We start from the raw sequence: 25,608 nt of genomic DNA, 5'->3' as shown, positions 1-25,608 counted from the left end.
AGACCAAACACCCAGCACAGGCTCGCCCATGAACCGCACACACAACGGCTTTACTCTGATCGAAATGATGATCGTCGTCGCCATCATCGGCATCTTGGCTGCAATTGCGATTCCAAACTACCAAGACTACGTCCGAAAATCCCGCCGCACAGATGCCACAATAGCTATTAGCAAAGTTCAACAAGCACAGGAAAAATGGCGGGCGAATAATACTAGCTATTCAAAAATTCTTGGAACCGATGAATTAAATCTTACTTCAGGCGCAACAACAGCAAGTATGTCCAGCGAAAATGGGTATTACACTCTCAGTATCGCCAAAGATGGAAGTGGCTGCACAGGAAATCCGGACGGCACAACCTATTGCATTAAGGCAACAGCAGTATCTGGAAAATCACAAACAGCCGACAAAGCAGGCACAACAGATTGCTCTACGATCTATATGCATATTCTGAATGGCAATGCTAAAGGCACTCCCGCCGCCTGCTGGAGTAAATAAGTGTCGCCTTTTAAAAATCACGGTTTTACTCTGATCGAATTGTTAATAACAATTGCGATCCTTGGAATTGTATTAGCAATTGCAATTCCTAATTTTAACGATTTTCTAGAGAAAAAAAGACTTGATGGTGCTGCAAATGAATACTTAGCAATTCTACAGTTCGCAAAATCAGAAGCGCTCAAACGGAATACTGCAATACATATCATTGCAACGCGTGTTTCAGCCAGTGACTGGCGTATTACAGCTGCGACGGCATCAACATGCGCTGTGGGTGATGCGTGCGACCTAAAAACTTTTAGTTCTGCCACTGCCAACTCGATTTTGACAGAAAGCGCAATGACTGGAATAAGCGGAACAACCATAGAGCCTGTTCGTTTGCTACCTTCATTTACCAGTACGCAGTCCGTTTTATTCAGCACCAACAACTATTCAATTCGTGCAGATTGGACAGTGACTGGATTAACTAGTCTATGCATTCCAACAGGGGCAGTTAGCTTTGGGGGGCATCCAGCATGCTAATGACAAAACAAAAAGGCATGTCGCTAATTGAATTGCTCGTATCTATGGCACTAGGGCTTTTATTGCTGGGTGCGGCATCAAGCATGGCCTTAAGCAGTTTATTCGCCAATAGAGATGGGCTGCGTAATATGGCATTAGAGCAAGAAATTCAGCCCATTATGTCTCTGATGGTTCGCGAGCTGCGCCGCTCTGGCTATAGCCAATTTGCAACCGATGATACGACCACACCAGCTAAATATTTTAGAAAAATAAACATGCCGGGTGCGGCTGTAACAACAGTGAGTGGTAAAAAAATATATACCGGTGAATGCATCATTTTCCGCTACGAACGCCCAGGCTCAATCAATAACACTTTAACCTCGAATGAAGTCAGTGGCTTCATGCTAAATAATGGCCAAGTATTAATGCTAAATTCGCCTACTAATTTATCAATTAATACTTGCGATGCATCCGACTCAGCTTGGGTACCGATGAATTCGATTGAACGTATTAATGTAACCGAACTAAAGTTTATAGCAACCACAGAAACCGTAGCAGGTGCTGATTTAATTAATCAACTTAACATCAGCATAACTGGATCAGCAAAGGGTGCGGAATTTTCTTCCACACTCAGCGAATCAATCCAACTGCGTAATTTGCCTAGAGTATATTAAATATGTTGATTAAACAAAACGGTATTGCAACGCTAGCCGTAACGCTGATTCTGGTATTAATTGCGACGGTTGCGACTTTATATGCCAATCGCCAAGCATTTATTTTCCAAAAAACCTCAGCGAATTATTATGCAAACAATAAAGCATTTGAAGCAGCAGAAGCTGGGGCAAATGAATTTGCCGCGCGGATTCAAAGTGATTTGAATATCATTTCAACTGGCGGCACTGGCACTGAGATCATCACGCCAACAGTTGCAACTGGCGCAACAGCTTGTCGCGACAATTTTTTTAATGCTTATAGCTTTGTAAGTGACTTTGCGGATTCGACATCGCCAAATCAGTTCGCTAGTGATCGATATTTTTCTAAACGTCTAAAAGAAAACGGCGCCCCAGACTCTTTAGGATTAGGTTTTAGAGTTCGGGCTGTAATGAATGGGCTTAGCATGACCATCACTAGCACAGGTTGCGCTGATGACTCCACTGCGACACCGAGCAATACCGCCCCCGCTTGCGTCACTGCAGGGCAACCTACGGCAACAGTTTCGGTAGTTCTACCACTGAAAGGTCGATTTAACCCAAATAAAGCTGGATTCTCGGTTAAAGGTTACGCAGACTCACGTGGCTCAATTACTAGTAATAATAGTAATCCACCTACCACTGGATTTTGCCCTATTGTCTCAGGAGACTCATTCACCCGTAATGGTGCAACCGATGGCACAATTACACCTTACAGTGACATTGCGGCTTTAACCCAAGACCAATATTTTGAAATGTATTTTGGCTCGCCCAAGAGTGAAGTGAAAGCAGCGGCCACGGCCGCAGGAACTGTCTTTAACTCGAGTGGCTGCCCTACTGTAACAGGGAATCCTCTGACTGTTTGGATCGAAGGTGACTTTAATCCGGGCTCATGTACCATTTCTGCTAAAAATGTGATCGTAAATGGAAACATTATTGGCAATAGCTTGAACTTACAAGTTAATGGCCTTCTTTATGCCAACAACCTTTACAGTAAAAGCGGCACCATTTCTGTGTTGGGTGCTTTAGCTATTGCTGGTGACCTTGATGCTGCTGCTTTAGGACAAACATTTTCTAATTTTGATGGCACACAACCAAACGCCGTTAATGGAAAAACAGATGCCACAAATGGAGCACTATTCTCAACCCACTCAATGAACGGTTCAACTCACGTTGTTTACGATCCAACCAAACTCGGCAACCCAATTCCCCCAGGCGGCTCGGCATCACAATTTAAAGCAGGACTATGGCGTGACTTCTAAATTCAAAAATAATGGCTTTAGCCTGATTGAAGTATTAATCACAGTAATCATTTTAGCTGGAGCAGGCATTGCGCTGACCAAGTTTCAAGCTATTCAAATGCAAGGCACCAGTGATGCACGTAATCGCAATGAAGCGTTGGCCTTGGCACAGGGCTTATTAGACGACTATCGAAAAGATTTTCAAACAGGGAATATTGCTGACAAGGCAGCTACCGACGTCACAGGCAAATCAGCCACTTTCTCTGTTAGTGGCGAAGTAACAGATTTATCGATTGTGACTGGAGAAACGATTCCAGGTCCAACGCCAGTTGCCGCACCTTTTCCAAAACAAGTAGTTGCCAACGTTAGCTGGGCGAATGCCCAAGGACAATCACAGGAAGTGGTACTTTCCACCATCCTTAGATATAACGCACAATCATTTGCAGTTCCAGTTGCTGCAACACCGACACCAACTGCAGGCCCCACGGCAACACCAACACCTACTCCTGCACCCGTTGCTGCATGGAGTTCATCCACATCGTATTCAAAGGATGATCAGGTTAGTTTTAATGGCCACACTTACAAGTGTGTGAATCCTACGGGATGCAAACCTCCTGCCGATCCAAACTGGACACCAGCAGTGGTCTGGAATGACTGGTCAAAGCAGTAGGTCATTTAATAAAATCCGACAAAAGTATTAAAACTATAATCCTACTGAGTTAACATACGCCCCTGCCCCCTGCATGGGGCGTTTTTACTTTTAGCGAAGGAATCACATGCGCTTTTACTTCCCCCTCGTCATCATCGACGAAGACTTCCGCACCGAGAACACCAGTGGTTCCGGTATTCGTGAACTGGCTGCGGCAATTGAGGCCGAGGGCATGGATGTGGTTGGCTATACCAGCTACGGTGACCTGACCTCCTTCGCCCAGCAACAAAGTCGTGCATCAGGTTTTATTTTGTCGATCGACGATGAAGAATTCGGCGCCGGCTCGCAAGAAGAAACGCATGAAGCCCTGACCAGTCTGCGCGATTTTGTGGCCGAAATCCGTCGCCGTAACCCTGATATTCCAATCTATATCTACGGTGAAACACGTACAGCACGCCACATTCCAAATGATATTTTGCGTGAACTGCATGGCTTTATTCATATGCACGAAGACACGCCAGAATTTGTTGCGCGCCATATTATCCGCGAAGCGAAATCGTATCTGGATACCCTCGCGCCGCCATTTTTCCGCGCGCTCACACATTACGCCAATGATGGTTCATATTCATGGCACTGCCCGGGTCATTCAGGTGGCGTAGCGTTCCTAAAATCACCCGTTGGGCAAATGTTTCACCAGTTTTTCGGTGAAAACATGTTGCGCGCCGACGTATGCAATGCGGTAGAAGAACTCGGTCAATTGCTCGATCATACTGGTCCGATTGCTGCGTCAGAGCGCAATGCTGCGCGTATTTTTAATGCTGACCATCTATTTTTTGTCACCAACGGCACATCTACGTCGAACAAAATTGTTTGGCACTCCACCGTAGCGCCGGGTGATGTCGTCGTCGTCGATCGTAACTGCCATAAATCGATTCTGCATTCGATCATGATGATGGGGGCGGTGCCTGTGTTCTTGATGCCAACGCGCAATCATTACGGCATTATTGGCCCAATCCCAAAAAGCGAATTCACCACCGAAAACATCCGTAAAAAGATGATGGAAAACCCATTTGCGCGCGAAAAACTCGCGGAAGATCCTGACTTTAAACCGCGTATTTTGACTATCACGCAATCAACGTATGACGGCATTATGTACAACGTTGAAGACATCAAAGGCATGCTCGACGGTGAAATCGACACGCTACATTTTGATGAAGCATGGTTACCACACGCGGCTTTTCACGAGTTTTATGGTGATTACCACGCGATTGGCGAAGATCGCCCGCGCTGTAAAGAATCGATGGTGTTTTCTACCCAATCCACACATAAATTGCTCGCGGGTTTGAGCCAAGCATCGCAAATCTTGGTGCAAGACCCAGAAAACCGCAAGCTCGACCGTGATTTGTTTAACGAAGCTTATTTGATGCACACCTCAACTAGCCCGCAATATTCAATTATTGCGTCGTGTGATGTGGCTGCGGCGATGATGGAAGCACCAGGCGGCACAGCACTGGTAGAAGAATCACTGATGGAAGCACTGGATTTTCGCCGTGCGATGCGCAAAGTGGACGAAGAGTATGGTGAAGATTGGTGGTTCTCAGTATGGGGCCCAGATGATTTAACCGACGAAGGTCTAGATCATCGCGACGCATGGATGCTCAAAGCTGGGGATAATTGGCACGGCTTTGGCGACATCGCCGATGGCTTTAATATGCTTGATCCAATCAAAGCCACCATTCTCACACCGGGTCTGGATTTGAATGGTGACTTTGACGCACAAGGTATTCCAGCCAGCATTGTAACGAAGTATCTGGCTGAACACGGCGTCGTTGTTGAGAAATGCGGCCTATACTCCTTCTTTATTATGTTCACCATCGGCATTACCAAAGGCCGCTGGAATACCCTATTGGCAGCCCTGCAACAATTTAAAGATGAATACGACCGCAATGCGCCGCTCTGGCGTGTATTGCCTGAATTTATCGCGCAATATCCGCAATATGAGCGTTTGGGCTTGCGCGATTTATGCCAACAAATTCACGGTATTTACAAAGAGCACGGCGTAGCTCGCCTGACGACCGAGATGTATTTATCCGATATGATTCCGGCGATGAAGCCAGCCAAAGCGTTCGCCAAAATGGCACACAAGCAAATTGATCGCGTCGCCATCGATGATCTTGAAGGCCGCGTCACCGCGGTCATGCTCACACCGTATCCACCGGGAATTCCGCTCTTGATTCCGGGTGAAGTATTCAACAAAACCATCGTTGATTACCTGAAGTTTGCCCGTGACTTCAACCAGAAATTCCCTGGCTTTGAAACCTATATTCACGGTTTAGTCGCCGTGACTGAAGGCGGCAAAACCAGCTACTTTATGGATTGTGTCCGAACATAAATTTACCGAGTCAAAATCAACTCAACCGCCAGCCTATCTGGCGGTTTTTTTATACTGATTTAAAACTTTGCTGACTATACTGCGCTAAAGCAATAGCAAAGGCTCAGCATGTTCAGTTGCGAAGCATTCGAGCAAGAGATAGCTCGACTTGACCATATTATTCATTTTGGGCAGGCAGAACAGGCCATCAGTTCGCTCAAACGCTTACTGCGTGAACATCGTGCCACACCCCAGCGTGCCAGCCAAATTCATTATTTATTAGCTCATACCGCCTGGGCGCGAAATGATTTTAGTAGTGCCAAACGTGAGATTCGGCGGAGCTTAAAAGTACCCGCAACGGAAAATCCCTTTTATTTCAAAGCAAAGATGCTATCTGCCGACATCATGAATGCGATGGGCAATTATGCAGGTGCACTCAAAGTGAGCCTTGAATTACTCGAACAAGCAGACCCCAAGCAAGAACCCCACCACTTTGCAATAGCGTATTTAGGCATTGGTGATTTTTATCTACTTAATAATGAAAATCAGCGTGCTTTAATTTGCCAGCGTTATGCGTATTCATTTGCCAAACAAAGCAACGATGTCAAAATCATATTAAAGTCCGCACTCCATTTACTTAATAATCTAACCTCCGGCAAAGAATTTGCCGAAAGTATTGATATTATTTCGTTTTGCTGGAGTATTATCCAAAATGGTTTTAATGATCCGGCGTGGATTGCTGAATTACATCATTACACTGGATTATCATTTATCGAAACTGGTGATTTTGAACGCGCAGCAGAATCTTTACACCAATCGCTCACCATTCATATTCGTGAAAACTTGCTGTGGGGACAAACTCAAAACCGAATTGCGCTAGCGACTCTATATCAACGCAGTGGCGATTTAAAACAAGCTTGCTCTATGTTGGAGTCAACTATTTTGCTCGCATCGAGTTTCGATCAAGGGTTTTTACAAAAAAAAATCTGTCTACAATTACGTGATGTGCGAATTATGCAGGGAGACTTTGCCGCCGCCTTAGCAGCGCAAGAAACCTATCATAAAATTGAAGTCAACTATCAAGCGAAGCTAGCAAAAAATATCAAATCATTGAGCCAAGCACAATTGAGTGAGCTGGACAAAAAACAAGAAATCATTATTTTGCAATTAGAAAATAAGTCATTACAACATGAGGTTAAACAACTGCAAGCCTTGCTTGATTTTAAAAATAATAACCTTGACCCACTCACACTACTTCCTGATCGCAAAGCATTTATTTCACATTTACCATCGCAAGCACATCAACCTATTTTTGGTTATTTATTTTCAATTGATAACTTAATGGAAATCAATGAAACCATTGCTTATGATGTAGGCGACGAAATCTTAATGCGCTGTAGCGAATTATTGCAATCATTGCGACCACAGCTCTCATTACAAATACTTACCTGGTTTCGATATAGTGGCCAACAGTTTATTTTACTAAGCCCAATTCAAGCGCCACAGAATCTCAGCGCTATTTTTGATGATGCATTCAATCAAGTAACATTCAACAGCCAAATCCAGCCGCAATTACGTTTAATTTATGCGCCGATTCAATTACACCATCAAGCGATAGCAACCCTAGTCAATACCACGCCTTGCTGGACTTTAAATTTAGCAACTCGGGGGCCAAATGCTCAATAGCAAAATCACGCCCCTGCAACTCGAAGCATTACTCGCCCTACTCGAGTCTGACCCGGCGCTAGCCAATCAAAAGCTAAAAGTTCTCGTCAAAGACAAAAATCATAAAGCCTATAAATTAGAGCTGCAGATTATGCTGGGTTTAAGTGAGGCTTATTTATGGCAATACGTCACCGCAGAGAAAATTCTGCGAATTGCACTACCGAAAGCGGCAAGCGAACACGTATTTTTTGCCGCAGGCCTAGCCTATGACGAACTTGCTTCAATTTACTTAATCAAAAGCCAAATTGACCTTGCGATGCGCACTTGGCTGAAAGGTTTACAGCTTGGACTACAGCAGCATGATATCAACACGCAATTACGCTGCAACCTTGGGCTAGGAAAAGTATTCTACGGCATGAACGATTTTCGTAATGCCAAACGCTACCATTTAGCGGCGACGGAGCTCTCCTATTTAACCAAGTCCAGTGAGCAAATTTGCGAAGTGTACCTCTGCCTCGGAGTTGATTTCATCCGCCTATACGAATTTGACAAAGCCTATGCGGCGCTCAAAATCGCAGAAGAAAATTTAAACACCGCCCAGCACCAGCAGCGCAATTTTTGTGAAATTCGAGCCTATCTTGGGATAGTGCATGCGGGTTTGGGGCAAATGAGCTTGGCACTCCAATGCTTTGAAGAAGCGACCCTATCCGCTCAACAACACAATTACACATGGGGACTTGCGCTAGCCCATATTGAACACGCAAAAGTACTGGTTTTATTGCAGCGCTATGAGCCAGCAATTGAATTAGCCCAACAGACCGTTGCCGCCGCCAAAGCGATGAACTCCATGGCTTTTTCTACCCAAGCCCATGAATTAATGTACCAAATCTACAAAGATCAGCATCAATTTGAATTGGCACTGCAGCAACATATTATTTTCACTGAACATTACTTAGAAAAAATTCATCGCAGCCAAGACCATCAACTGACCAGCACAACCATTGCCCTGCTCAAGCAAATTCATAATGTGCAAGAGCTAGAAGTGAGCCTGCAAGAGAATGTTCACTTAATCAATCGCTTAGAAAAGCATCAAGAACTGATTCGACTCCTCACATCAAAAGCCGAAACGGATGCACTCACCGGACTCTACAATCGGCGAGCACTTGATACACGGCTAGAGCGCGAAATCGAATTAGCGATTCAGTTGCAACAACCATTTTCAGTGCTTATGCTCGACCTTGACTTCTTTAAACGCATCAACGATCAATTTTCGCACCAAGCCGGAGATCGTGTTTTAAAAGAAGCAGCGCAAATCTTCACCCAAAGTTGTCGCCAAGGCGAATTTGTTGCTCGTTTTGGCGGAGAAGAATTCATCGTGTTACTGCCTGGTGCAGATCTTGCTGCAGCATTGCGAATTGCTGAACGCATTCGTGCTGCAATTGAATCCTGCATATGGTCGAAAATCGTCCCTGCCTTAAAGCAACAAACCGTCAGCATCGGCGCAGCTTGCCGCAGCAGCGATGAACTCGCTGATTCCTTACTCGCCCGAGCAGATGCCAAATTGTACGAAGCCAAACACAGCGGGCGTAATAAGGTGTGTGGCTAGTGACTCGCCGATTCCCACGCTCAGCCTTGCCTCAACCACTTGGCTCCAAAAAAGTTATTAATTCCAATCACTTGAAGAAAACGCACACCGCAGCCATGTAGTCTGTAACTGACTCAATTGGAGGAAAAAATGCGTTTTGACAAACTAACAACCAAATTCCAGCAAGCCTTGGCCGATGCCCAAAGCCTTGCCAATATGAATGACAATGCTTACATCGAGCCACAACATCTGCTATTAGCCTTACTCAATGATACCGATTCAGGTACCACAGCATTGCTGGCTCGGGCCGGTGTTAATGTTCAGCCCCTACGCAATGCGCTGGATCTGGCATTAGCGCGGATTGCTAAAATTTCTGGCTCAGACGCCGACATCACAGTTGGCAAAGATTTAGCTCGCCTATTGAATGCCACCGACAAAGCGGCGATGCAACGCGGCGATCAGTTTATTTCCAGCGATTTGTTTTTAGTCGCGCTGTGTGATGACAAAGGCGAAGCGGGCCGTTTACTCAAAGAAAACGGCGGTAATAAAGCAGCGCTACAAGCGGCTGTCGATGCGGTACGCGGTGGCAATGCCGTTGACAACCCAGAAGCCGATAGCCAACGTGAGGCGCTAGAGAAATACTGTCTGGATCTCACTGAGCGTGCGCGGCTAGGCAAGCTCGACCCCGTAATCGGCCGCGACGATGAAATTCGCCGTGCGATCCAAGTATTGCAGCGCCGCACCAAAAACAATCCGGTACTGATCGGTGAACCAGGCGTGGGTAAAACGGCGATTGTCGAAGGACTCGCACAGCGAATTATCAATGGTGAAGTACCTGAATCACTAAAAGGAAAGCGGGTATTGTCTTTAGACCTAGCATCTTTGTTGGCTGGCGCTAAATACCGCGGTGATTTTGAAGAACGTCTCAAAGCCGTGTTGACTGAGTTGGAAAAAGAAGCCGGTCAAGTGATCGTGTTTATCGATGAATTGCACACGCTGGTTGGCGCGGGCAAAGCCGAAGGCGCGATGGACGCGGGCAATATGTTGAAACCCGCTTTGGCGCGCGGCGAGCTGCATTGCTTGGGCGCAACGACGCTCGATGAATATCGTAAATACATCGAGAAAGATGCAGCGCTAGAGCGCCGCTTCCAAAAAGTAATGGTCGACGAACCGAGCGTGGAAGCAACGATTGCGATTTTGCGCGGTTTGCAAGAAAAATACGAAATCCATCATGGTGTCGAAATCACCGATCCGGCGATTGTGGCAGCGGCGGAACTCTCACACCGCTACATCACCGATCGATTCTTGCCTGATAAGGCCATCGATTTGATCGATGAGGCAGCAGCAAAAATCAAGATGGAAATCGATTCCAAGCCCGAAGTGATGGATAAACTCGATCGCCGAATGATTCAGCTCAAAATCGAACGCGAAGCGGTCAAACGCGAAAAAGACGAAGCCAGTAAAAAACGTCTCGCCTTGATCGAAGACGAAATCGAGCAATTGAGCAAAGAGTATTCGGATTTAGAGGAAATCTGGAAAGCCGAAAAAGCCAGCGTGCTCGGCAGCCAAGCGATTCGCGAGGAAATCGAGCAAGTCAAAATGGCAATGGACAGCGCACGCCGCGCCGGTGAATGGGATAAAGCATCCGAATTACAATACGGCCAGTTGCCGCAATTGGAGGCCAAACTCAAAGCGGCAGAGGCTTCCGAAACCACGGGTGGTACGAATAAACTCTTGCGCACGCAAGTGGGCGCCGAAGAAATCGCCGAAGTCGTCAGCCGCGCTACCGGCATTCCGGTGAGCAAAATGTTGCAAGGCGAACGTGAAAAATTACTGCATATGGAAGACGTTTTGCATCAACGCGTGGTCGGCCAAGATGAAGCGGTGCGCTTAGTATCTGACGCAATCCGCCGTTCGCGCGCAGGCTTGGGCGATCCAAATCGGCCTTATGGTTCGTTCCTGTTCTTGGGACCAACCGGGGTCGGCAAAACCGAGCTATGTAAAACATTGGCGAACTATTTGTTCGACTCGGAAGACCATATGATTCGCATCGATATGAGCGAATTTATGGAGAAACACTCGGTCGCTCGCTTGATTGGTGCGCCACCGGGCTACGTCGGGTTTGAGGAAGGCGGTTACTTAACCGAGTTGGTGCGCCGTAAACCGTACAGTGTGATTTTGCTTGATGAAGTCGAAAAAGCGCATCCGGATGTATTTAATGTGCTGTTGCAAGTGCTCGACGATGGTCGCCTCACCGACGGACAAGGGCGCACGGTCGACTTTAGAAATACCGTGGTGATTATGACGTCAAATCTCGGTAGTGATCACATTCAGCGCTTGGCCGATTCGGACTATCAAATCATCAAAATGGCGGTGATGGCCGAGGTCAAAACGCACTTCCGGCCGGAGTTTATCAACCGGATTGATGAAGTCGTCGTATTCCACGGTCTGGCGCAAGAGCAAATTCGCCACATTGCGCGAATTCAATTGGATAAATTGATGAATCGTTTGGCGAGCATGGAAATTGGCCTGACGGTTTCCGATGCGGCACTCGATCTGATCGCCGAAGCCGGTTTCGATCCAGTCTATGGCGCACGACCGCTAAAACGCGCAATCCAAAGCGAGCTGGAAAACGTATTGGCAAAACGCTTGTTAGCAGGTGAATTCGCCGCCAAAGACACCATTGCAGTCGATGCCAAAGACGGCGTGATGGTGTTTAGTCACTAATTCGGTCTAGCGTAAAATAAAATACGGCGCATTTGCGCCGTATTTTTTATGTATATGAATATAGCCTTTAATAAATAATGGCTACATTCAAATACCCACTAAGCTCGCGTATCGATATTTTGCCCAAGATTGGGTGGATTAACCGGTGCGGGTTGTGGGATCGCCTGCAACAAACTCAATGCGCCTTGCGCTTGAATATCCATGCTTTTTCGCAACATGATCAGAGCCGCAGAATTATTCACCGAGGCACTACTGGCCGCATTCACCATGCTATCGCTCATGCTTACTCCCCTTCTTGGTATTACCACCATATTATCGGCCTTTTTTCGACAAAATGAAGGGGTGAACGTTTGACTAATGATAAAATGCGCCCATGAACGCTCCAGCCTATATCCATCTTCGCCTCCATTCCGAATTTTCAGTTTCTGACGGTATTGTCCGTTTAGAAGACGCGGTCAAACGCGCCAAAGCCGATAAAATGCCCGCGCTGGGCATGTCCGACTTGATGAATTTATTTGGCCTAGTCAAACATTACAAAGCCTGCCGCAATGCGGGGATTAAGCCGATTATTGGCTTGGACGCTTGGATCGAAAATCCAGATAACCGCGATAAACCCTTTCGTGCCCTGCTGATTTGTAAAAATCGCGAAGGTTATGGCCGCTTGTGTGAGCTTATCACGATGGCGTTTCGCGATAATCAATATCGGGGGCGTGGCGAGCTGAAAAAAGAATGGTTCACCACAGGCGACAATAGCGGACTGATTGCTTTATCAGGGGCAGAGCTTGGTGAAATCGGCCAGCAATTTTTAGCCAATAATGCCGAACTGGCCAGCTCCGCCGCTGAGTGGTGGGCCGCACAGTTCCCCAATAGCTTTTATCTCGAAATCCAGCGCACCGGCACAGCAGCCAGTGAAAACAGCTTGCAGTGCCATATTGATTTAGCAGGTGAGCTTGGCCTGCCGGTCGTTGCGACACATCCAATCCAGTTTATGGATCCGGACGATTTCAAAGCGCATGAAGCGCGTACGTGCATTTCGGCTGGCTTTGTCATGAATGACAAACGTCGCCCCAGAGAATTTACCGAAGAGCAATATTTCAAAACCACGGCGCAAATGCAGGAATTGTTTGCCGACGTACCCGAAGCGCTGGCCAACACAGTGACGATTGCACAACGCTGCAATATCGAAATCGTATTGGGCAAAAATGTACTGCCCCCGTTCCCAACACCAGAAGGCATGACGCTGGATGATTTCTTGGTGTATGAGGCCAAACGCGGCTTAGAGAAAAGACTTGCGCAGCTATACCTAGACGAAGCTGAGCGTGAAGCTGAACGTCCGCGCTATTACGAGCGACTCAAGGTGGAAACCGATACCATTATTAATATGGGTTTCCCCGGCTACTTTTTGATCGTTGCCGACTTTATCGCATGGGGCAAAGTCAATGGCTGCCCAGTGGGGCCAGGTCGGGGTTCGGGCGCGGGTTCGCTAGTTGCGTATAGCCTTGGCATTACCGACATCGACCCCACCGCCTATGCCCTGCTGTTTGAGCGTTTTTTGAACCCAGAACGCGTATCAATGCCCGACTTTGATATTGACTTCTGTCAGGAAAACCGCTGGCGCGTGATTGAATACGTGCGCGAAAAATACGGCGCTGATGCGGTCAGTCAGATTGCGACTTTCGGTACGATGGCCGCCAAAGCAGTGGTGCGCGACGTCGGCCGCGTGCTTGATTTGCCGTATATGTTTTGCGATGGTGTTTCCAAACTGATTCCTGCTGCGCCCGGCAAGCAATACAGTTTGGATGACGCACTAGAAATGGTGCCAGAACTGGCTGAACGCGTTGAGCGCGAAGAAGAGCTCAAAGAACTGTGGGAGCTTGCCAAAAAACTCGAAGGTCTTACCCGTAATATCGGGATGCACGCCGGTGGCGTGTTAATTGCGCCGAATAAAATCACCGATTTTTGCCCTGTGTATCAAGCGGCTGGCGACGATGCCTCGCCCGTGTCGATGCTCGATAAAGACGACGTTGAAGCCGTGGGCTTGGTCAAATTCGACTTTTTAGGTTTGCGAAACCTAACGATTATCGAACTCGCACTGCAATACATCAAAAACCAAACGGGCGAATACCTCGACTTAATGAGTTTGGGTTTTAACGATCAAGCCGCGTATCAAGTATTCCGCGATGCCAATACCACCGGCGTATTTCAGGTCGAGTCGGACGGGATGAAGCGCTTGCTGGAAAAGCTCGCACCCGACCGTTTTGAAGACATTATTGCGGTATTGGCTTTGTACCGCCCAGGCCCGCTCGGCTCAGGCATGGTCGATACCTTTATTAATCGGAAAAAAGGTCTCGAAGCACCCGATTATTTCCACCCCGACTTGGAAAAATGCCTTGAACCGACTTACGGCGTGATCGTGTATCAAGAGCAGGTGATGCAGATTTCACAGATTATTGGTGGCTATACGCTCGGTGGCGCCGATATGCTACGCCGTGCGATGGGTAAGAAAAAGCCAGAGGAAATGGCTAAACACCGCACCACGATTGCCGAAGGTGCCGCCAAGCAAGGCTACGATCCCAAACTCGCCGAAACTTTATTCGACTTGATGACCAAGTTTGCTGAATATGGTTTTAATAAATCACATACAGCGGCCTATGCGGTGGTGTCGTATCACACGGCGTGGCTCAAAGCACATCACACTGCGGCGTTTATGGCCGCGACGATGTCATCCGAGCTGGATAATACCGAACAGCTCAAAGTCTTTTACGACGATTGCCTCGATAAAAAGAACAAACTGGTCATCTTACCGCCCGATTTAAATGAAAGTTTTTACCGCTTTGTCCCCGTTGGCAAAAAACAGATTCGCTATGCATTGGGCGCAATCAAAGGCGTTGGCGAGAGCGCAGTCAATATGATTGTGGCCGAGCGGGAAAAAAATGGCCCGTTCAAAGATTTGTACGATTTATGCAGCCGCACCGATAAAAAAGAAGTCAATAAACGCGTACTCGAAGCACTGATTCGCGGCGGAGCCTTGGATTCATTAGAGCCCAATCGCGCCAAATTGATGGCCAATGTCGAGCAAGCCATGGCTGTGGCCGAAGCAGAAGTCGCCAATGCCAATCAATGCAGCCTATTTGACATGCTAGAGCCCGCTGCCGCACCGCAAATTGAACACATCGAAGCCCAAGCGTGGGACGATAAAATCAAGCTCGCCGAGGAAAAAACGGCGATTGGATTTTATCTATCGGGCCACCCGTTTGATGCGCACGCCAAACCAATTAAAGGACTGATCAAAACCCGCCTTGATCGCCTGCAGAATCAGCGTGAACCGCAATTTATTGCGGGGATTGTGGCAGGGATGCGGATTAAAAATGGCGATCGTGGTCGGATGTGTTTTTTGCAGCTTGATGATGGTCACGCCAAAGTTGAAGTGTCTTTGTTCTCCGATTCTTTCGAAGCCAATCGCACCAAACTCAAAGAAGATACGCTGCTGGTGATTGAAGCCAAAGTTTCCGAAGACCGCTTTTCAGGCGGGCAGCGCATTATTGCCGACCGGGTGTTTGATTTAGCCGAAGCCCGCAGCCATTTCGCCCGCGCCTTGAAAATTACGCTGGATCATCAAGCCGACGCTGAAAGATTAAAACAAATCCTCGCCCCGCACACTGCCGAGCACGGCTGCGCGGTGGAAATCGATTACCAAAACACCAAAGCACGTTGTCAACTGACCTTAAATCACGCTTGGCGGATTATATTGCGTGATGAGCTGTTGGCTGATTTGCGTGAATGGTTAGGCCCACAAGCTGCCGAACCACGCTTTTAAATGTATTGCCCTCTAAGCCAGATTAAATGGCGTTTAGAAGGCAATACGTCTACTATTTCTGATCTTGCAATGCTCATTTCCTCACTACGGAATTGATCGCAATTCCTACCTTGATTTAAATCAATTTCTTACGCACCTTCTGCCACTTTTCACATTCCATTTTGCCAATTAAAGGCATAAGATATTGTCATGAAAGCGATATTTACCAACACAATTATTTTTAAAGCAGTTTGATTCTAAACAATTTTGTGTAGTGAGAAATATTGAAGAACATCTTCTGGAATATGATGTACATCAAATTTTAGAATGACAATATTGTTACGATGATTTAATGCGTATTAAAGAACACATTGCCCAATCCGGCAGTGAACTGATGTGCTTTCAATCGACCAATTGAAAGCTTCGGCCCAAAGATTGTCCAACAGACATCGCCCATAGGAGTCTCACCCAAATGAATGCCCCTCAAGAAAACCTGCAAATCAACGCTTGGCGTAATTTCACTGCAGGCGAATGGCAAGAAAAAGTACTGGTTCGCGAATTTATTCAAGCCAACTACACACCGTATTTGGGTGACGATACTTTCCTTGCTGGCCCGACCGAGCGCACCACCCAATTATGGACAGAACTGTCTGCGCTTCTTAAAGAAGAACGCAAACGTGGTGTTTTAGAAGTCTCAACTTCAGTGGGCTCTAGCATCACCGCACACGGCCCAGGTTATATCAATAAAGAACTCGAAACCATCGTTGGTTTGCAAACCGACGCCCCACTACGCCGCGCGATCATGCCAAACGGCGGCTTGAAAATGGTAGAGAATGGTCTAAAAGCCTACCACTTTGAAATGAATCCACAGATCAAAGATATTTTCACTAAATATCGTAAAGATCACAATAACGCCGTATTTGATGCCTATACCCCAGAAATCTTGGCCTGCCGTAGCTCAGGTGTGATCACTGGCTTGCCAGATGCCTATGGCCGTGGCCGTATCATTGGTGACTATCGCCGTGTGGCGCTGTACGGTGTAGATTTCCTGATTGCCGACAAAAAACGCGAAAAATCTGAAATCGACAACGTACCATTTACCGAAGCCATTATCCGCTTGCGTGAAGAATTGTCAGAGCAAATCAAAGCGCTGTCTGAACTGAAACAAATGGCGAAAAACTACGGCTTTGACATCAGCCGCCCTGCCGCAACTGCACAAGAAGCGGTGCAATGGCTGTACTTCGGTTACCTCGCGGCTGTTAAAGAACAAAACGGCGCAGCGATGTCGATTGGCCGTATTTCAACTTTCCTTGACGTGTACTTTGAGCGTGATTTGCGTGAAGGCACCATTACCGAATCACAAGCCCAAGAATTGATCGACCATCTGGTGATGAAATTACGTATCGTGCGTTTCTTGCGTACCCCAGAATACGATGATCTATTCTCTGGCGACCCAACTTGGGTTACTGAATCAATCGGCGGCATGGGCGAAGACGGTCGTACACTGGTCAGCAAAACTAGCTTCCGTGTATTAAACACGCTTTACAATCTTGGACCAGCACCAGAGCCAAACTTGACTGTGTTGTGGTCGACTTCATTCCCACAAGGCTTTAAAGAATTCTGCGCCAAAGTATCAATCGACACCTCGGCGATTCAGTACGAAAACGACGACTTGATGAAACCAAAATGGGGCGATGACTACGCAATTGCCTGCTGCGTTTCCGCAATGCGCGTCGGTAAGCAAATGCAATTCTTCGGTGCTCGTGTGAATTTGGCCAAAGCCATGCTCTACGCCATCAACGGCGGTGTGGACGAAAAAACTGGCAAATTGGTTGCTAAAGGCTTCGAACCGATTAAAGGCGACGTGCTTGAGTATGATGAATTGATGAGCAAGTACGACAAAATGCTCGACTGGCTCGCCAAAACCTATGTAACGGCACTCAATGCCATCCATTACATGCATGACAAATACGCATACGAACGCATCGAAATGGCACTGCATGATCGTGACATCTTGCGCACGATGGCCTGCGGTATCGCTGGTCTGTCAGTGGCTGCTGACTCACTATCAGCCGTTAAACACGCCAAAGTACACATCAAGCGTAACGAAGCAGGCTTAGCAGTCGATTACGTGATCGAAGGCGAATACCCAGCCTACGGTAATAACGATGATCGCGCTGATGATATCGCCGTTTGGTTATCAACTGCGTTTATGGAAAAAATCAAAGCACAACCGGTGTTCTACCGCGATTCAATGCCAACTCAATCGGTATTGACGATCACATCGAACGTGGTTTACGGCAAAAAAACCGGTAACACCCCAGACGGTCGCCGCTCAGGCGCGCCATTCTCTCCGGGCGCAAACCCGATGAATGGCCGTGATACCAACGGTTTTGTCGCTGCGGGCTTCTCAGTGTCGAAGATTCCATACGAATCAGCATTGGATGGCGTGTCTTGGACTGCGTCGATGACACCAGATGCATTAGGTCACAACGCCACCGACCGCGTGAAAACACTGGCTGCGTCAATTGATGGTTTGTTTGGCCCACACGGCGATGAATGCTCTGCTTGCATGACCTCAGATAAAGTGGATGAAAAATTGGCTGAAATCGAACAAGACGCCAACCAATTGTTCCACTTGAACATGAATGTGTTGAATAAAGATACCTTGATGGATGCGATGGAGCACCCAGAAAACTATCCACAATTAACGATACGTGTTTCAGGCTACGCCGTGAATTTTGTGAAATTGACTCGCGAACAACAGATGGACGTGATTAACCGCACTTTCCACGCGAAGTGTTAATTTGACTTAGCATGGCAATATCTCATAAGGGTATTGCCATCTAAGCAATAGTTTATAACTGCTACAACCACATACCCAAAAGGACAAATGATGGCACAGCTATTTCACTTGAACATGAATGTCTTAAACAAAGAAACACTCGAAGACGCGATGGAAAATCCAGACAAATACCCACAACTCACCGTGCGCGTATCGGGCTACGCCGTGAACTTTGTGAAACTAACCCGCGAACAACAACTCGACGTAATTAATCGCACTTTCCACGACAAGTGCTAATTGAATACGCCTCGCCCCAACGGATCGCTGGCATGCCTGCGGTCCGTTTTTACATCCCGCGTTTAGTTTATAAAATTGACGCTTGGAGTAACACGCATCAGTTAAAATCAAAAAAACCACTCTGGAATTCACATGCAGAACAACAAACCCGCTGGTGAAATCGTCCCTGCTGCTTTTGATGCCGATGGCAATCAAATTGGCTACGTCCATTCAATCGAAACCGGCGCCGCAGTCGATGGCCCTGGCATGCGCTTTGCGCTGTTTGTGAGTGGTTGCCAATTTCGCTGCCTGTATTGCCACAATCCCGACACTTGGAAGCTACACAACGGCAAGCAATACACGGTTGACGCCATCGTCGCCGAAATCGGCAAATACGCTAGCTTCCTGCGCATAGCCGGTGGGCTTACAATTTCGGGCGGCGAGCCATTAATGCAAGCGCATTTTGTCGGCGAAATTTTCCGCCGCGCCAAGCAGCAGCTCAAAATTCATACCGCACTCGATACCCAAGGCTTCTTGGCCGCGCATTTGCCCGATGAATACTTCGATAACATCGACTTGGTGCTGCTCGACATCAAGCAATTTAACCCCGAAAAATACGAAGCGCTGACAAGCAAACCGCTGCAACCGACGCTCGACTTTACCGAGCGACTGATTCGCCTGCAAAAGAAAATCTGGCTGCGCTATGTCTTGGTGCCCGGTATCAGCGACGACGAGCAAGACGTCGCCGGTTTGGCACAGTACTTAGGCGACTTGAACCGCCAAGCCCCAGATCTAATCGAGCGCGTAGAAGTGTTACCGTTTCATAAAATGGGCGAAGACAAATGGGCCGAGCTCGGCATGAAATACGAACTCACCGACACCCGCCCGCCCAGCCAAGAACTCGTCCACCGCGTCCGCGAGCAATTTCGCGCCCAAGGCCTGTTCTGTTGTTGACCCAATGCCCACGATGAAGTGGGCATTTTTATCTTGAAGCAAAATACCTACAGCGCTTCATCCACCTCAACAAATTCAAAACCTATTGTCCACGAAAAACACGAAAATAAAATTTAGATTCTGTTGAGGTTTGCTGTTTTGCCTTTATTCGTGCTGTTCGTGTCTTTCGTGGACTCTGTTTTTGACTTTATAAAATCAATAATCACACAAGCACCGATGCAGAATTTTTATCCGATTCGCGCTGACGCACAACGCTGGCCAGCAAACTTCAGGTATATTAACGCCCACATTACATTGCCCTGAATCAACAAGGATGAACCATGGCCGGAGCCAGCCTTTTAGTATTACTCGACGACATCGCCGCGGTACTTGACGACGTATCGGTCATGACCAAAGTGGCCGCCAAAAAAACCGCCGGCGTCCTCGGCGACGATTTGGCGCTCAACGCCCAGCAAGTCTCCGGCGTACGCGCCGAGCGCGAATTACCCGTCGTTTGGGCTGTCGCCAAAGGCTCATTTAAAAACAAACTGATTTTAGTCCCCGCCGCATTATTAATTAGCTTTATCGAAGACCAACTCAAAGCCTTTGGCTATCCCATCCCACTGATTATGCCGCTCTTAATGCTCGGCGGTTTGTATCTGTGTTTTGAAGGCTTTGAAAAAATCGCCCATCCTTTTTTGCACAGCCATGCAGAAGAAGAAGCCGAACATCAAGCGCTCAGCGAAGCAGTCAACGACAGCGAAGTCGATCTGGTCGCCTATGAGAAAGACAAAATCCAAGGTGCCATCCGCACCGATTTTGTACTCTCAGCCGAAATCATCGTCATCACGCTCGGCACCGTGGCCAGCATGGCATTTATGAGCAAACTCACCGTCTTAGCCGGCATCTCCGTCATTATGACCGTTGGCGTTTACGGTCTAGTGGCAGGCATTGTCAAAATGGACGACGCAGGGCTGTATCTGAATCAGCGCCCCAGCGCCTTCTTGCAAACCATTGGCCGTGGCCTCTTGGCTGGCGCGCCCAAATTGATGCGCCTCTTAGCGATTGTCGGCACCTTGGCGATGTTTATGGTCGGCGGCGGCATTATCACCCACGGCATTGATTACCTACACCACACCATCGAGCACCTTGGTCACGATGCCGAAACCATTCCGTATTTTGGCCACACGCTGGCGATCTTAACGCCCTCGTTGTTAAATACAATTGCAGGTGTGGTGGCGGGCGCGGCGACCTTGCTCGTGGTGACGGTGCTTGGGAAAATCATCGGCCTATTTAAAAAATAAGCCTCATCAGTAAAACGGCCTTCAGTGCGAAGGCCGTTTTTTACGGCTTAGTATTAATATTTTTGGAGGTATGACTTGAAAAGCATTCAAATTCATCAGCTACAAACAAATACTTCTAATCTAAAAGACACTCTACGGTCAATAATTTGCCCCACTACTCCCTGTGTTAAGTAACGGCTATTACAAGTTCACACAGTGCGAATACCTCACAACAAATCTAACGCCTTCCGAACCTGCCACCAATGAGCTTGGACTTCACACACGGTTTCTTTGCTGCAACTGGCATATTCACACCCACAAAAAAACCAGCATCAATGGGCTGGCTCAACATCCAATATCGACTGCACACCTTCAGTAGCAAGAGCGCACAACATCAACAACCATTCAAAAACAGTATATTCACGCAAACAAGCAACACACTTTCTTGAAACTGTCTCAAATTAATACAAAATATTAAAAAAATATTGCCGAATAAATTCAACAGCTTATAGAAAAATGAGAACGTAATCACAGCTGTATAAGAATAATCTGTTTTGAAACCAGAAGAAATTATTTTACGTTGCGCGATGTCAATTGCGGTTTTCTCCAATATGACACCACTTCATTAATGAAACGGGTAAAACATGTTCAAATCTAAAATTGCATCACTTGCTGTTTTCGCAACACTCACCGCAGCCTCGTCAATTGCATCAGCCACAGTCATTACATTTGACGAGCTAATTTCAGATACAAGCAATCAAATCAGCATTAGCTACCAAGGCTTCAACTGGGACAATGTATATGCGCTGAATGGCACTGTTGGCGGATATGAAAGCACAGGCTATGGTCATGGCGTGGTATCAGGCAACAACGTCGCCTATAACGGTTATGGCAGCCCAGCCTCATTTTCAAGCAACACAGCCTTCACGCTGAATGATCTGTTCATCACCAAAGCATAGAACGCAGGCATTACGCGCATCGAAGGCTACGTTGGTTCAACACTCACATACAGCCAAGACATTTTCTCGTCGACGACTGCACCAACCCTCGCCACCCTAAATTGGACTGGCCTGAACCGGGTAACCTTCTCAGATGGTAACTACACAAACCACTCCGTATTCGACAACATTCGCGTCAACGAAGCAGTAGCACCAGTACCAGAGCCAGAAACCTACGCCTTGATGGGCATGGGTTTGGTTGGCCTGCTGGCAGCACGTCGCCGCAAAGCAAAATAATTCGCAACACCCAAAGACCCGCTACGCGATACCAGTCGACAGCGGGGTTTTGCTCTTAGTTTGCTTTACCTCAGTAACCCCCCTCCAGTCGACTAAAACAAGCCAGTCCGCCGCCAAACGCGTAAAATAAGCCCGATTCAGGGCTGTGCCCTACACCACGATGAAATCAATACTGTAATGTCCGAAATCAAGACCCAAACTCCAAATCCCCCTTCCCACCGCTTCTGCATTGCCCCGATGCTCGACTGGACAGACCGTTTTTATCGGCGGTTCGCTCGTGAGTTGAGCCAGCACACTTGGTTGTATACCGAAATGGTCAATACCGGGGCGATTATTCATGGTGATCAGATGCGTCATTTGCGCTTTGATCCGGCGGAAAATCCGTTGGCGTTGCAATTGGGTGGCTCAGAACCCGCCGACTTGGCCAAATGCGCCAAAATCGCTGAGCAATGGGGCTATAACGAGGTCAATTTGAATGTGGGCTGCCCGAGTGAGCGCGTGCAATCGGGTTCGTTTGGTGCATGCTTAATGCTAGAACCCAACCTCGTCGCTGATGGCGTGAAAGCAATGCGTGACGCGTGCAATATCGATGTGACGGTGAAGCACCGCATCGGCATCGACAAAATTGAAGATTATAGTTTTGTCCGTGATTTTGTCGGCCATGTTGCTAAAGCTGGTTGCAATACCTTTATCGTGCATGCGCGCAATGCGATTTTGAAAGGCTTGAGCCCAAAAGAAAATCGCGATATTCCGCCGCTGAAATATGATTATGCCTACCAACTAAAGCGTGATTTTCCGCAACTCGAAATCATTATTAATGGTGGGATTACGACGATTGCCGATAGCCAAATACATTTACAACACGTCGATGGCGTGATGGTCGGGCGCGAGGCGTACCACAATCCGTGGATTTTAACTGAGGTCGATGCGGCAATTTATGGTGCAGCGCATATTGCCAAAACGCGCCGCGCTGCGATGGAGAACCTACGTGGGTTTGTCGATGCGGAACTGAGTGCAGGTACACCGCTGCGCTATGTGGCGCGGCATATTTTAGGCTTATACCAAGGCATTCATGGTGCACGACATTGGCGCAGAATGTTGTCAGATGCGTCACTGCTGAAGAACGCCGATTGGCGCTTAATCGAAGAAGCCCTTAATATTGTCGAATCCCGTCAGGAATCGTCCAATGTTAGCCAAAACGCTTAAAACTTGTTTACTCGCTTTACTGATCAGTTCTGCGGCACACGCCGACGAGATTACTTTGCTGGCCACGATGGGCAGCAAAGCGATTTTTCAAGTCAATGGCCAAAAGAAAACACTGCAAATTGGGCAAACCGTGGGCAGCGCAAAAATTATTTCGATTGCCGCTGATTCGGCGGTGATTGAAAACAGTAATGGCCGACAACGGCGGCTTGGCTTGGGCGAAGGGTATATCGCCTCGACACAAACGCAAAGCGATGGCGACAGCAGTTTAGTTTTGTCACCGAGCTACGGTGGGCATTATTTGGCGGATATCTCGATTAATGGGCAAACTCAGCGCGGCGTGATCGATACGGGGGCGACGCATTTATCGATGTCGAGTAAGGCCGCCGATCAACTCAATATTAAATATCGCAACGGAAAACCGATGCGTTCACAAACCGCCAACGGCGTGATTAATTCTTGGTTAGTGCAAATCCCTCAACTCAGAATCGGCACCGTTACGTTGTATAATATCGATTTGAGTGTACGCGACAGCAGCGATACAGGCCCAGTACTGATCGGGATGAGTACACTGAATCGTTTTCAAATGAAGCGCGAGCAAGATTTGATGATCTTAAGTAAAAAGGCATATTAAGAGTGGCAACAAAGCAAAAAATCGTATTGGCGAGCAATAATGCCGGTAAAGTCAAAGAATTCAACCACTTATTAGCGCCTTTTGATTTTGAAGTGATTCCACAAGGCGAACTAGGCGTTCCAGAATGCCCTGAGCCGTTTACAACCTTTGTTGAAAACGCGCTTGCCAAAGCACGTCACGCGGCACAAATCACAGGTTTACCCGCATTAGCCGATGATTCTGGCCTCTGTGTGCATGCGCTTAGTGGCGCACCAGGCGTGCTGTCAGCGCGCTTTGCAGGCGAGCCTAAATCCGATGCGCGCAATAATGAAAAATTACTGGCTGATATGCAAGGCCAAACTGATCGCCGCGCTTGGTACTACGCGGCTTTGGTCTTGGTGCGTGCCGCCAATGACCCGCAACCGTTGATTGCTGATGGCGTGTGCACAGGTGACATTTTGCTTACGCCACAAGGCGATGGCGGCTTTGGCTATGACCCGCTTTTTTGGCGCGCCGATTTACAAAAATCAGTGGCTCAACTGAGCGCGACGGAAAAAGCGACGATTTCGCATCGCGCCAAAGCACTGCAAAAACTAATCGAACAATTGAAAGAAACCGGGTTGTAACCGCGTAAATGCAAGGTTAAGCCAAAGGATTACACCATGAGCACCGCTGAAAGTCGCTGGGCGCGTTGGGTGCGAGACGACGGTTCCGTCGTTTCTTGCACCGAAAAAGTCAAAGTAATGAATGAAAACCTCGATGAACTACAGCAAATGGCGCAAGACTTGTTTGAAGATGGTTTACTAATGGAAGTCTCAGAAACACAAATGCGAGATGTGCTGCTGAACCTAGTCCAGCAACTGCACAATCCTTACCAAAAATAAGCACCAAAATGCAGCACCGACTTGAAACTGCAGCAATCAACTACAGTTAAGCAAAAACCAGACTTTATTCTGTCTTTCCTATTTCAACTACTTGTACAGAGCAAATTCCATGTTAAAACATAGCCTTCTTGCCATCGCGCTCATGCTCCCAATCGGCGCATACGCCGCGAGTGCCAAAAAACCAGAAACCGGCTCACCATTTACGAAAGCGCGCAATCAAGCTGCGGGCAATCTCAGCACTAATATTGTCACCATGCAAAAAATGGTGAACTTATGCCGCAACGACAAAAACGCAGACAACATCAAAACGTCGGTGAACAACTGGCAAACCCGTAACAAGGCTTTTTTACAAATGCACTTTGGTTATGTCTCTGCCTTGGTTGAATCAGTGCAAGAAAAAGCAACCCCAGAAGAACTAGCCAAATTCAAAGAAAATCTGGTGAAGGTCAATACTGAGAACGCCAATACCATCGTGAAAACCTTGGTTGATAAAGACGGTAAAGATTTAGCGTGTGAAAAATACTTCACTTACCTTGATGGCGGCGAAATGGACATCAAGCCAGGTAAACCTGACTACGCCACGCTGAAAGAAATGCTCGATTTTGCCAATAAAACCCCTAGCGATAGCAAAACCAAAAAATAAGCCGCCACCGCCAGCATGTGGGCTGGCGGCAAGCTG

At 47.5% G+C, this 25,608-nt stretch carries 21 protein-coding genes and 1 pseudogene; 21 read left to right on the top strand and 1 reads right to left on the bottom strand.

Annotated features, from left to right (window positions below; genetic code table 11):
- The first annotated feature begins 28 nt into the window (after positions 1-28).
- From GM173_RS15875 to clpB, 9 genes are all read left to right on the top strand, one after another.
- Entirely contained in the window at positions 29-496 is a 468-nt protein-coding gene (locus GM173_RS15875) for a type IV pilin protein (RefSeq protein WP_275412315.1), read from the top strand.
- Entirely contained in the window at positions 497-1,015 is a 519-nt protein-coding gene (locus tag GM173_RS01755) for a GspH/FimT family pseudopilin (protein WP_203570340.1), read from the top strand.
- A complete protein-coding gene (locus tag GM173_RS01750) occupies positions 1,015-1,668 on the top strand; it encodes a PilW family protein (RefSeq protein WP_203569604.1) in 654 nt (217 codons plus the stop codon). The genes GM173_RS01755 and GM173_RS01750 overlap by 1 nt, the downstream gene beginning before the upstream one ends.
- Positions 1,669-1,670: 2 nt before the next feature.
- Positions 1,671-2,945 carry a pilus assembly PilX family protein gene (locus tag GM173_RS01745; RefSeq protein ID WP_203569603.1) on the top strand — a complete coding sequence of 425 codons (1,275 nt, stop codon included), beginning with the start codon at positions 1,671-1,673 and terminating at the stop codon, positions 2,943-2,945.
- Positions 2,935-3,594 (top strand): carbohydrate-binding protein, encoded by a 660-nt coding sequence (locus GM173_RS01740; protein ID WP_203569602.1) that lies wholly within the window; start codon positions 2,935-2,937, stop codon positions 3,592-3,594. The genes GM173_RS01745 and GM173_RS01740 overlap by 11 nt, the downstream gene beginning before the upstream one ends.
- 106 nt (positions 3,595-3,700) lie before the next feature.
- The gene (locus GM173_RS01735) at positions 3,701-5,965 is read left to right on the top strand and encodes an arginine/lysine/ornithine decarboxylase (RefSeq protein ID WP_203569601.1); all 2,265 of its coding nucleotides are present in this window, start codon (positions 3,701-3,703) and stop codon (positions 5,963-5,965) included.
- Positions 5,966-6,073: 108 nt separating this feature from the next.
- Positions 6,074-7,630, top strand: coding sequence for a tetratricopeptide repeat protein (locus GM173_RS01730; protein WP_203569600.1), 1,557 nt, complete (start codon positions 6,074-6,076; stop codon positions 7,628-7,630).
- Entirely contained in the window at positions 7,620-9,215 is a 1,596-nt protein-coding gene (locus GM173_RS01725) for a GGDEF domain-containing protein (protein ID WP_203569599.1), read from the top strand. Before GM173_RS01730 ends, GM173_RS01725 begins: the two co-directional genes overlap by 11 nt.
- 129 nt (positions 9,216-9,344) lie before the next feature.
- A complete protein-coding gene (clpB, locus tag GM173_RS01720) occupies positions 9,345-11,921 on the top strand; it encodes an ATP-dependent chaperone ClpB (protein WP_203569598.1) in 2,577 nt (858 codons plus the stop codon).
- A 98-nt stretch (positions 11,922-12,019) separates the two neighbouring features.
- On the opposite strand, the gene GM173_RS01715 is transcribed toward clpB, so the two are convergent.
- A complete protein-coding gene (locus GM173_RS01715) occupies positions 12,020-12,202 on the bottom strand; it encodes a YjfB family protein (RefSeq protein ID WP_203569597.1) in 183 nt (60 codons plus the stop codon).
- 92 nt (positions 12,203-12,294) lie between these two features.
- Between GM173_RS01715 and dnaE the strand changes: the two genes are divergently transcribed.
- The 12 genes and pseudogenes from dnaE (at position 12,295) to GM173_RS01655 (ending at position 25,572) form a co-directional block, all read left to right on the top strand.
- Complete coding sequence (gene dnaE, locus GM173_RS01710) at positions 12,295-15,738, top strand: DNA polymerase III subunit alpha (protein WP_203569596.1); 3,444 nt, start codon at positions 12,295-12,297, stop codon at positions 15,736-15,738.
- Between the two features lie 451 nt (positions 15,739-16,189).
- Positions 16,190-18,523, top strand: a complete 2,334-nt coding sequence (gene pflB, locus GM173_RS01705) for a formate C-acetyltransferase (protein WP_203569595.1) — start codon at positions 16,190-16,192, stop codon at positions 18,521-18,523.
- A gap of 54 nt (positions 18,524-18,577) precedes the next feature.
- Positions 18,578-18,799 (top strand): glycine radical domain-containing protein, encoded by a 222-nt coding sequence (locus GM173_RS01700; protein WP_373309338.1) that lies wholly within the window; start codon positions 18,578-18,580, stop codon positions 18,797-18,799.
- Between the two features lie 132 nt (positions 18,800-18,931).
- Entirely contained in the window at positions 18,932-19,732 is an 801-nt protein-coding gene (gene pflA / locus GM173_RS01695) for a pyruvate formate-lyase-activating protein (protein ID WP_203569593.1), read from the top strand.
- Between the two features lie 320 nt (positions 19,733-20,052).
- Positions 20,053-21,015, top strand: a complete 963-nt coding sequence (locus GM173_RS01690) for a DUF808 domain-containing protein (RefSeq protein ID WP_203569592.1) — start codon at positions 20,053-20,055, stop codon at positions 21,013-21,015.
- Positions 21,016-21,638: 623 nt separating this feature from the next.
- Positions 21,639-21,953, top strand: a complete 315-nt coding sequence (locus GM173_RS01685; protein ID WP_203569591.1) for a hypothetical protein — start codon at positions 21,639-21,641, stop codon at positions 21,951-21,953.
- A gap of 186 nt (positions 21,954-22,139) precedes the next feature.
- Positions 22,140-22,229, top strand: a pseudogene (locus tag GM173_RS16340) (PEP-CTERM sorting domain-containing protein); the annotation flags it as partial.
- A gap of 177 nt (positions 22,230-22,406) precedes the next feature.
- Positions 22,407-23,435 (top strand): tRNA dihydrouridine(20/20a) synthase DusA, encoded by a 1,029-nt coding sequence (dusA, locus tag GM173_RS01675; RefSeq protein WP_203569590.1) that lies wholly within the window; start codon positions 22,407-22,409, stop codon positions 23,433-23,435.
- Complete coding sequence (locus tag GM173_RS01670; RefSeq protein WP_203569589.1) at positions 23,416-24,066, top strand: retropepsin-like aspartic protease family protein; 651 nt, start codon at positions 23,416-23,418, stop codon at positions 24,064-24,066. Before dusA ends, GM173_RS01670 begins: the two co-directional genes overlap by 20 nt.
- A gap of 2 nt (positions 24,067-24,068) precedes the next feature.
- Positions 24,069-24,671 (top strand): RdgB/HAM1 family non-canonical purine NTP pyrophosphatase, encoded by a 603-nt coding sequence (gene rdgB, locus GM173_RS01665; protein ID WP_203569588.1) that lies wholly within the window; start codon positions 24,069-24,071, stop codon positions 24,669-24,671.
- 36 nt (positions 24,672-24,707) lie between these two features.
- The gene (locus GM173_RS01660; protein ID WP_203569587.1) at positions 24,708-24,929 is read left to right on the top strand and encodes a hypothetical protein; all 222 of its coding nucleotides are present in this window, start codon (positions 24,708-24,710) and stop codon (positions 24,927-24,929) included.
- Between the two features lie 109 nt (positions 24,930-25,038).
- Positions 25,039-25,572 carry a hypothetical protein gene (locus GM173_RS01655; RefSeq protein WP_203569586.1) on the top strand — a complete coding sequence of 178 codons (534 nt, stop codon included), beginning with the start codon at positions 25,039-25,041 and terminating at the stop codon, positions 25,570-25,572.
- The last annotated feature ends 36 nt before the right edge of the window (positions 25,573-25,608 follow it).

The organism is Deefgea chitinilytica, assembly GCF_016881405.1.
Taxonomy (GTDB): Bacteria; Pseudomonadota; Gammaproteobacteria; order Burkholderiales; family Chitinibacteraceae; genus Deefgea; species Deefgea chitinilytica.
Note: the sequence above shows the minus strand (reverse complement) of the source record. Positions and strands in the feature narration are given on the sequence as shown.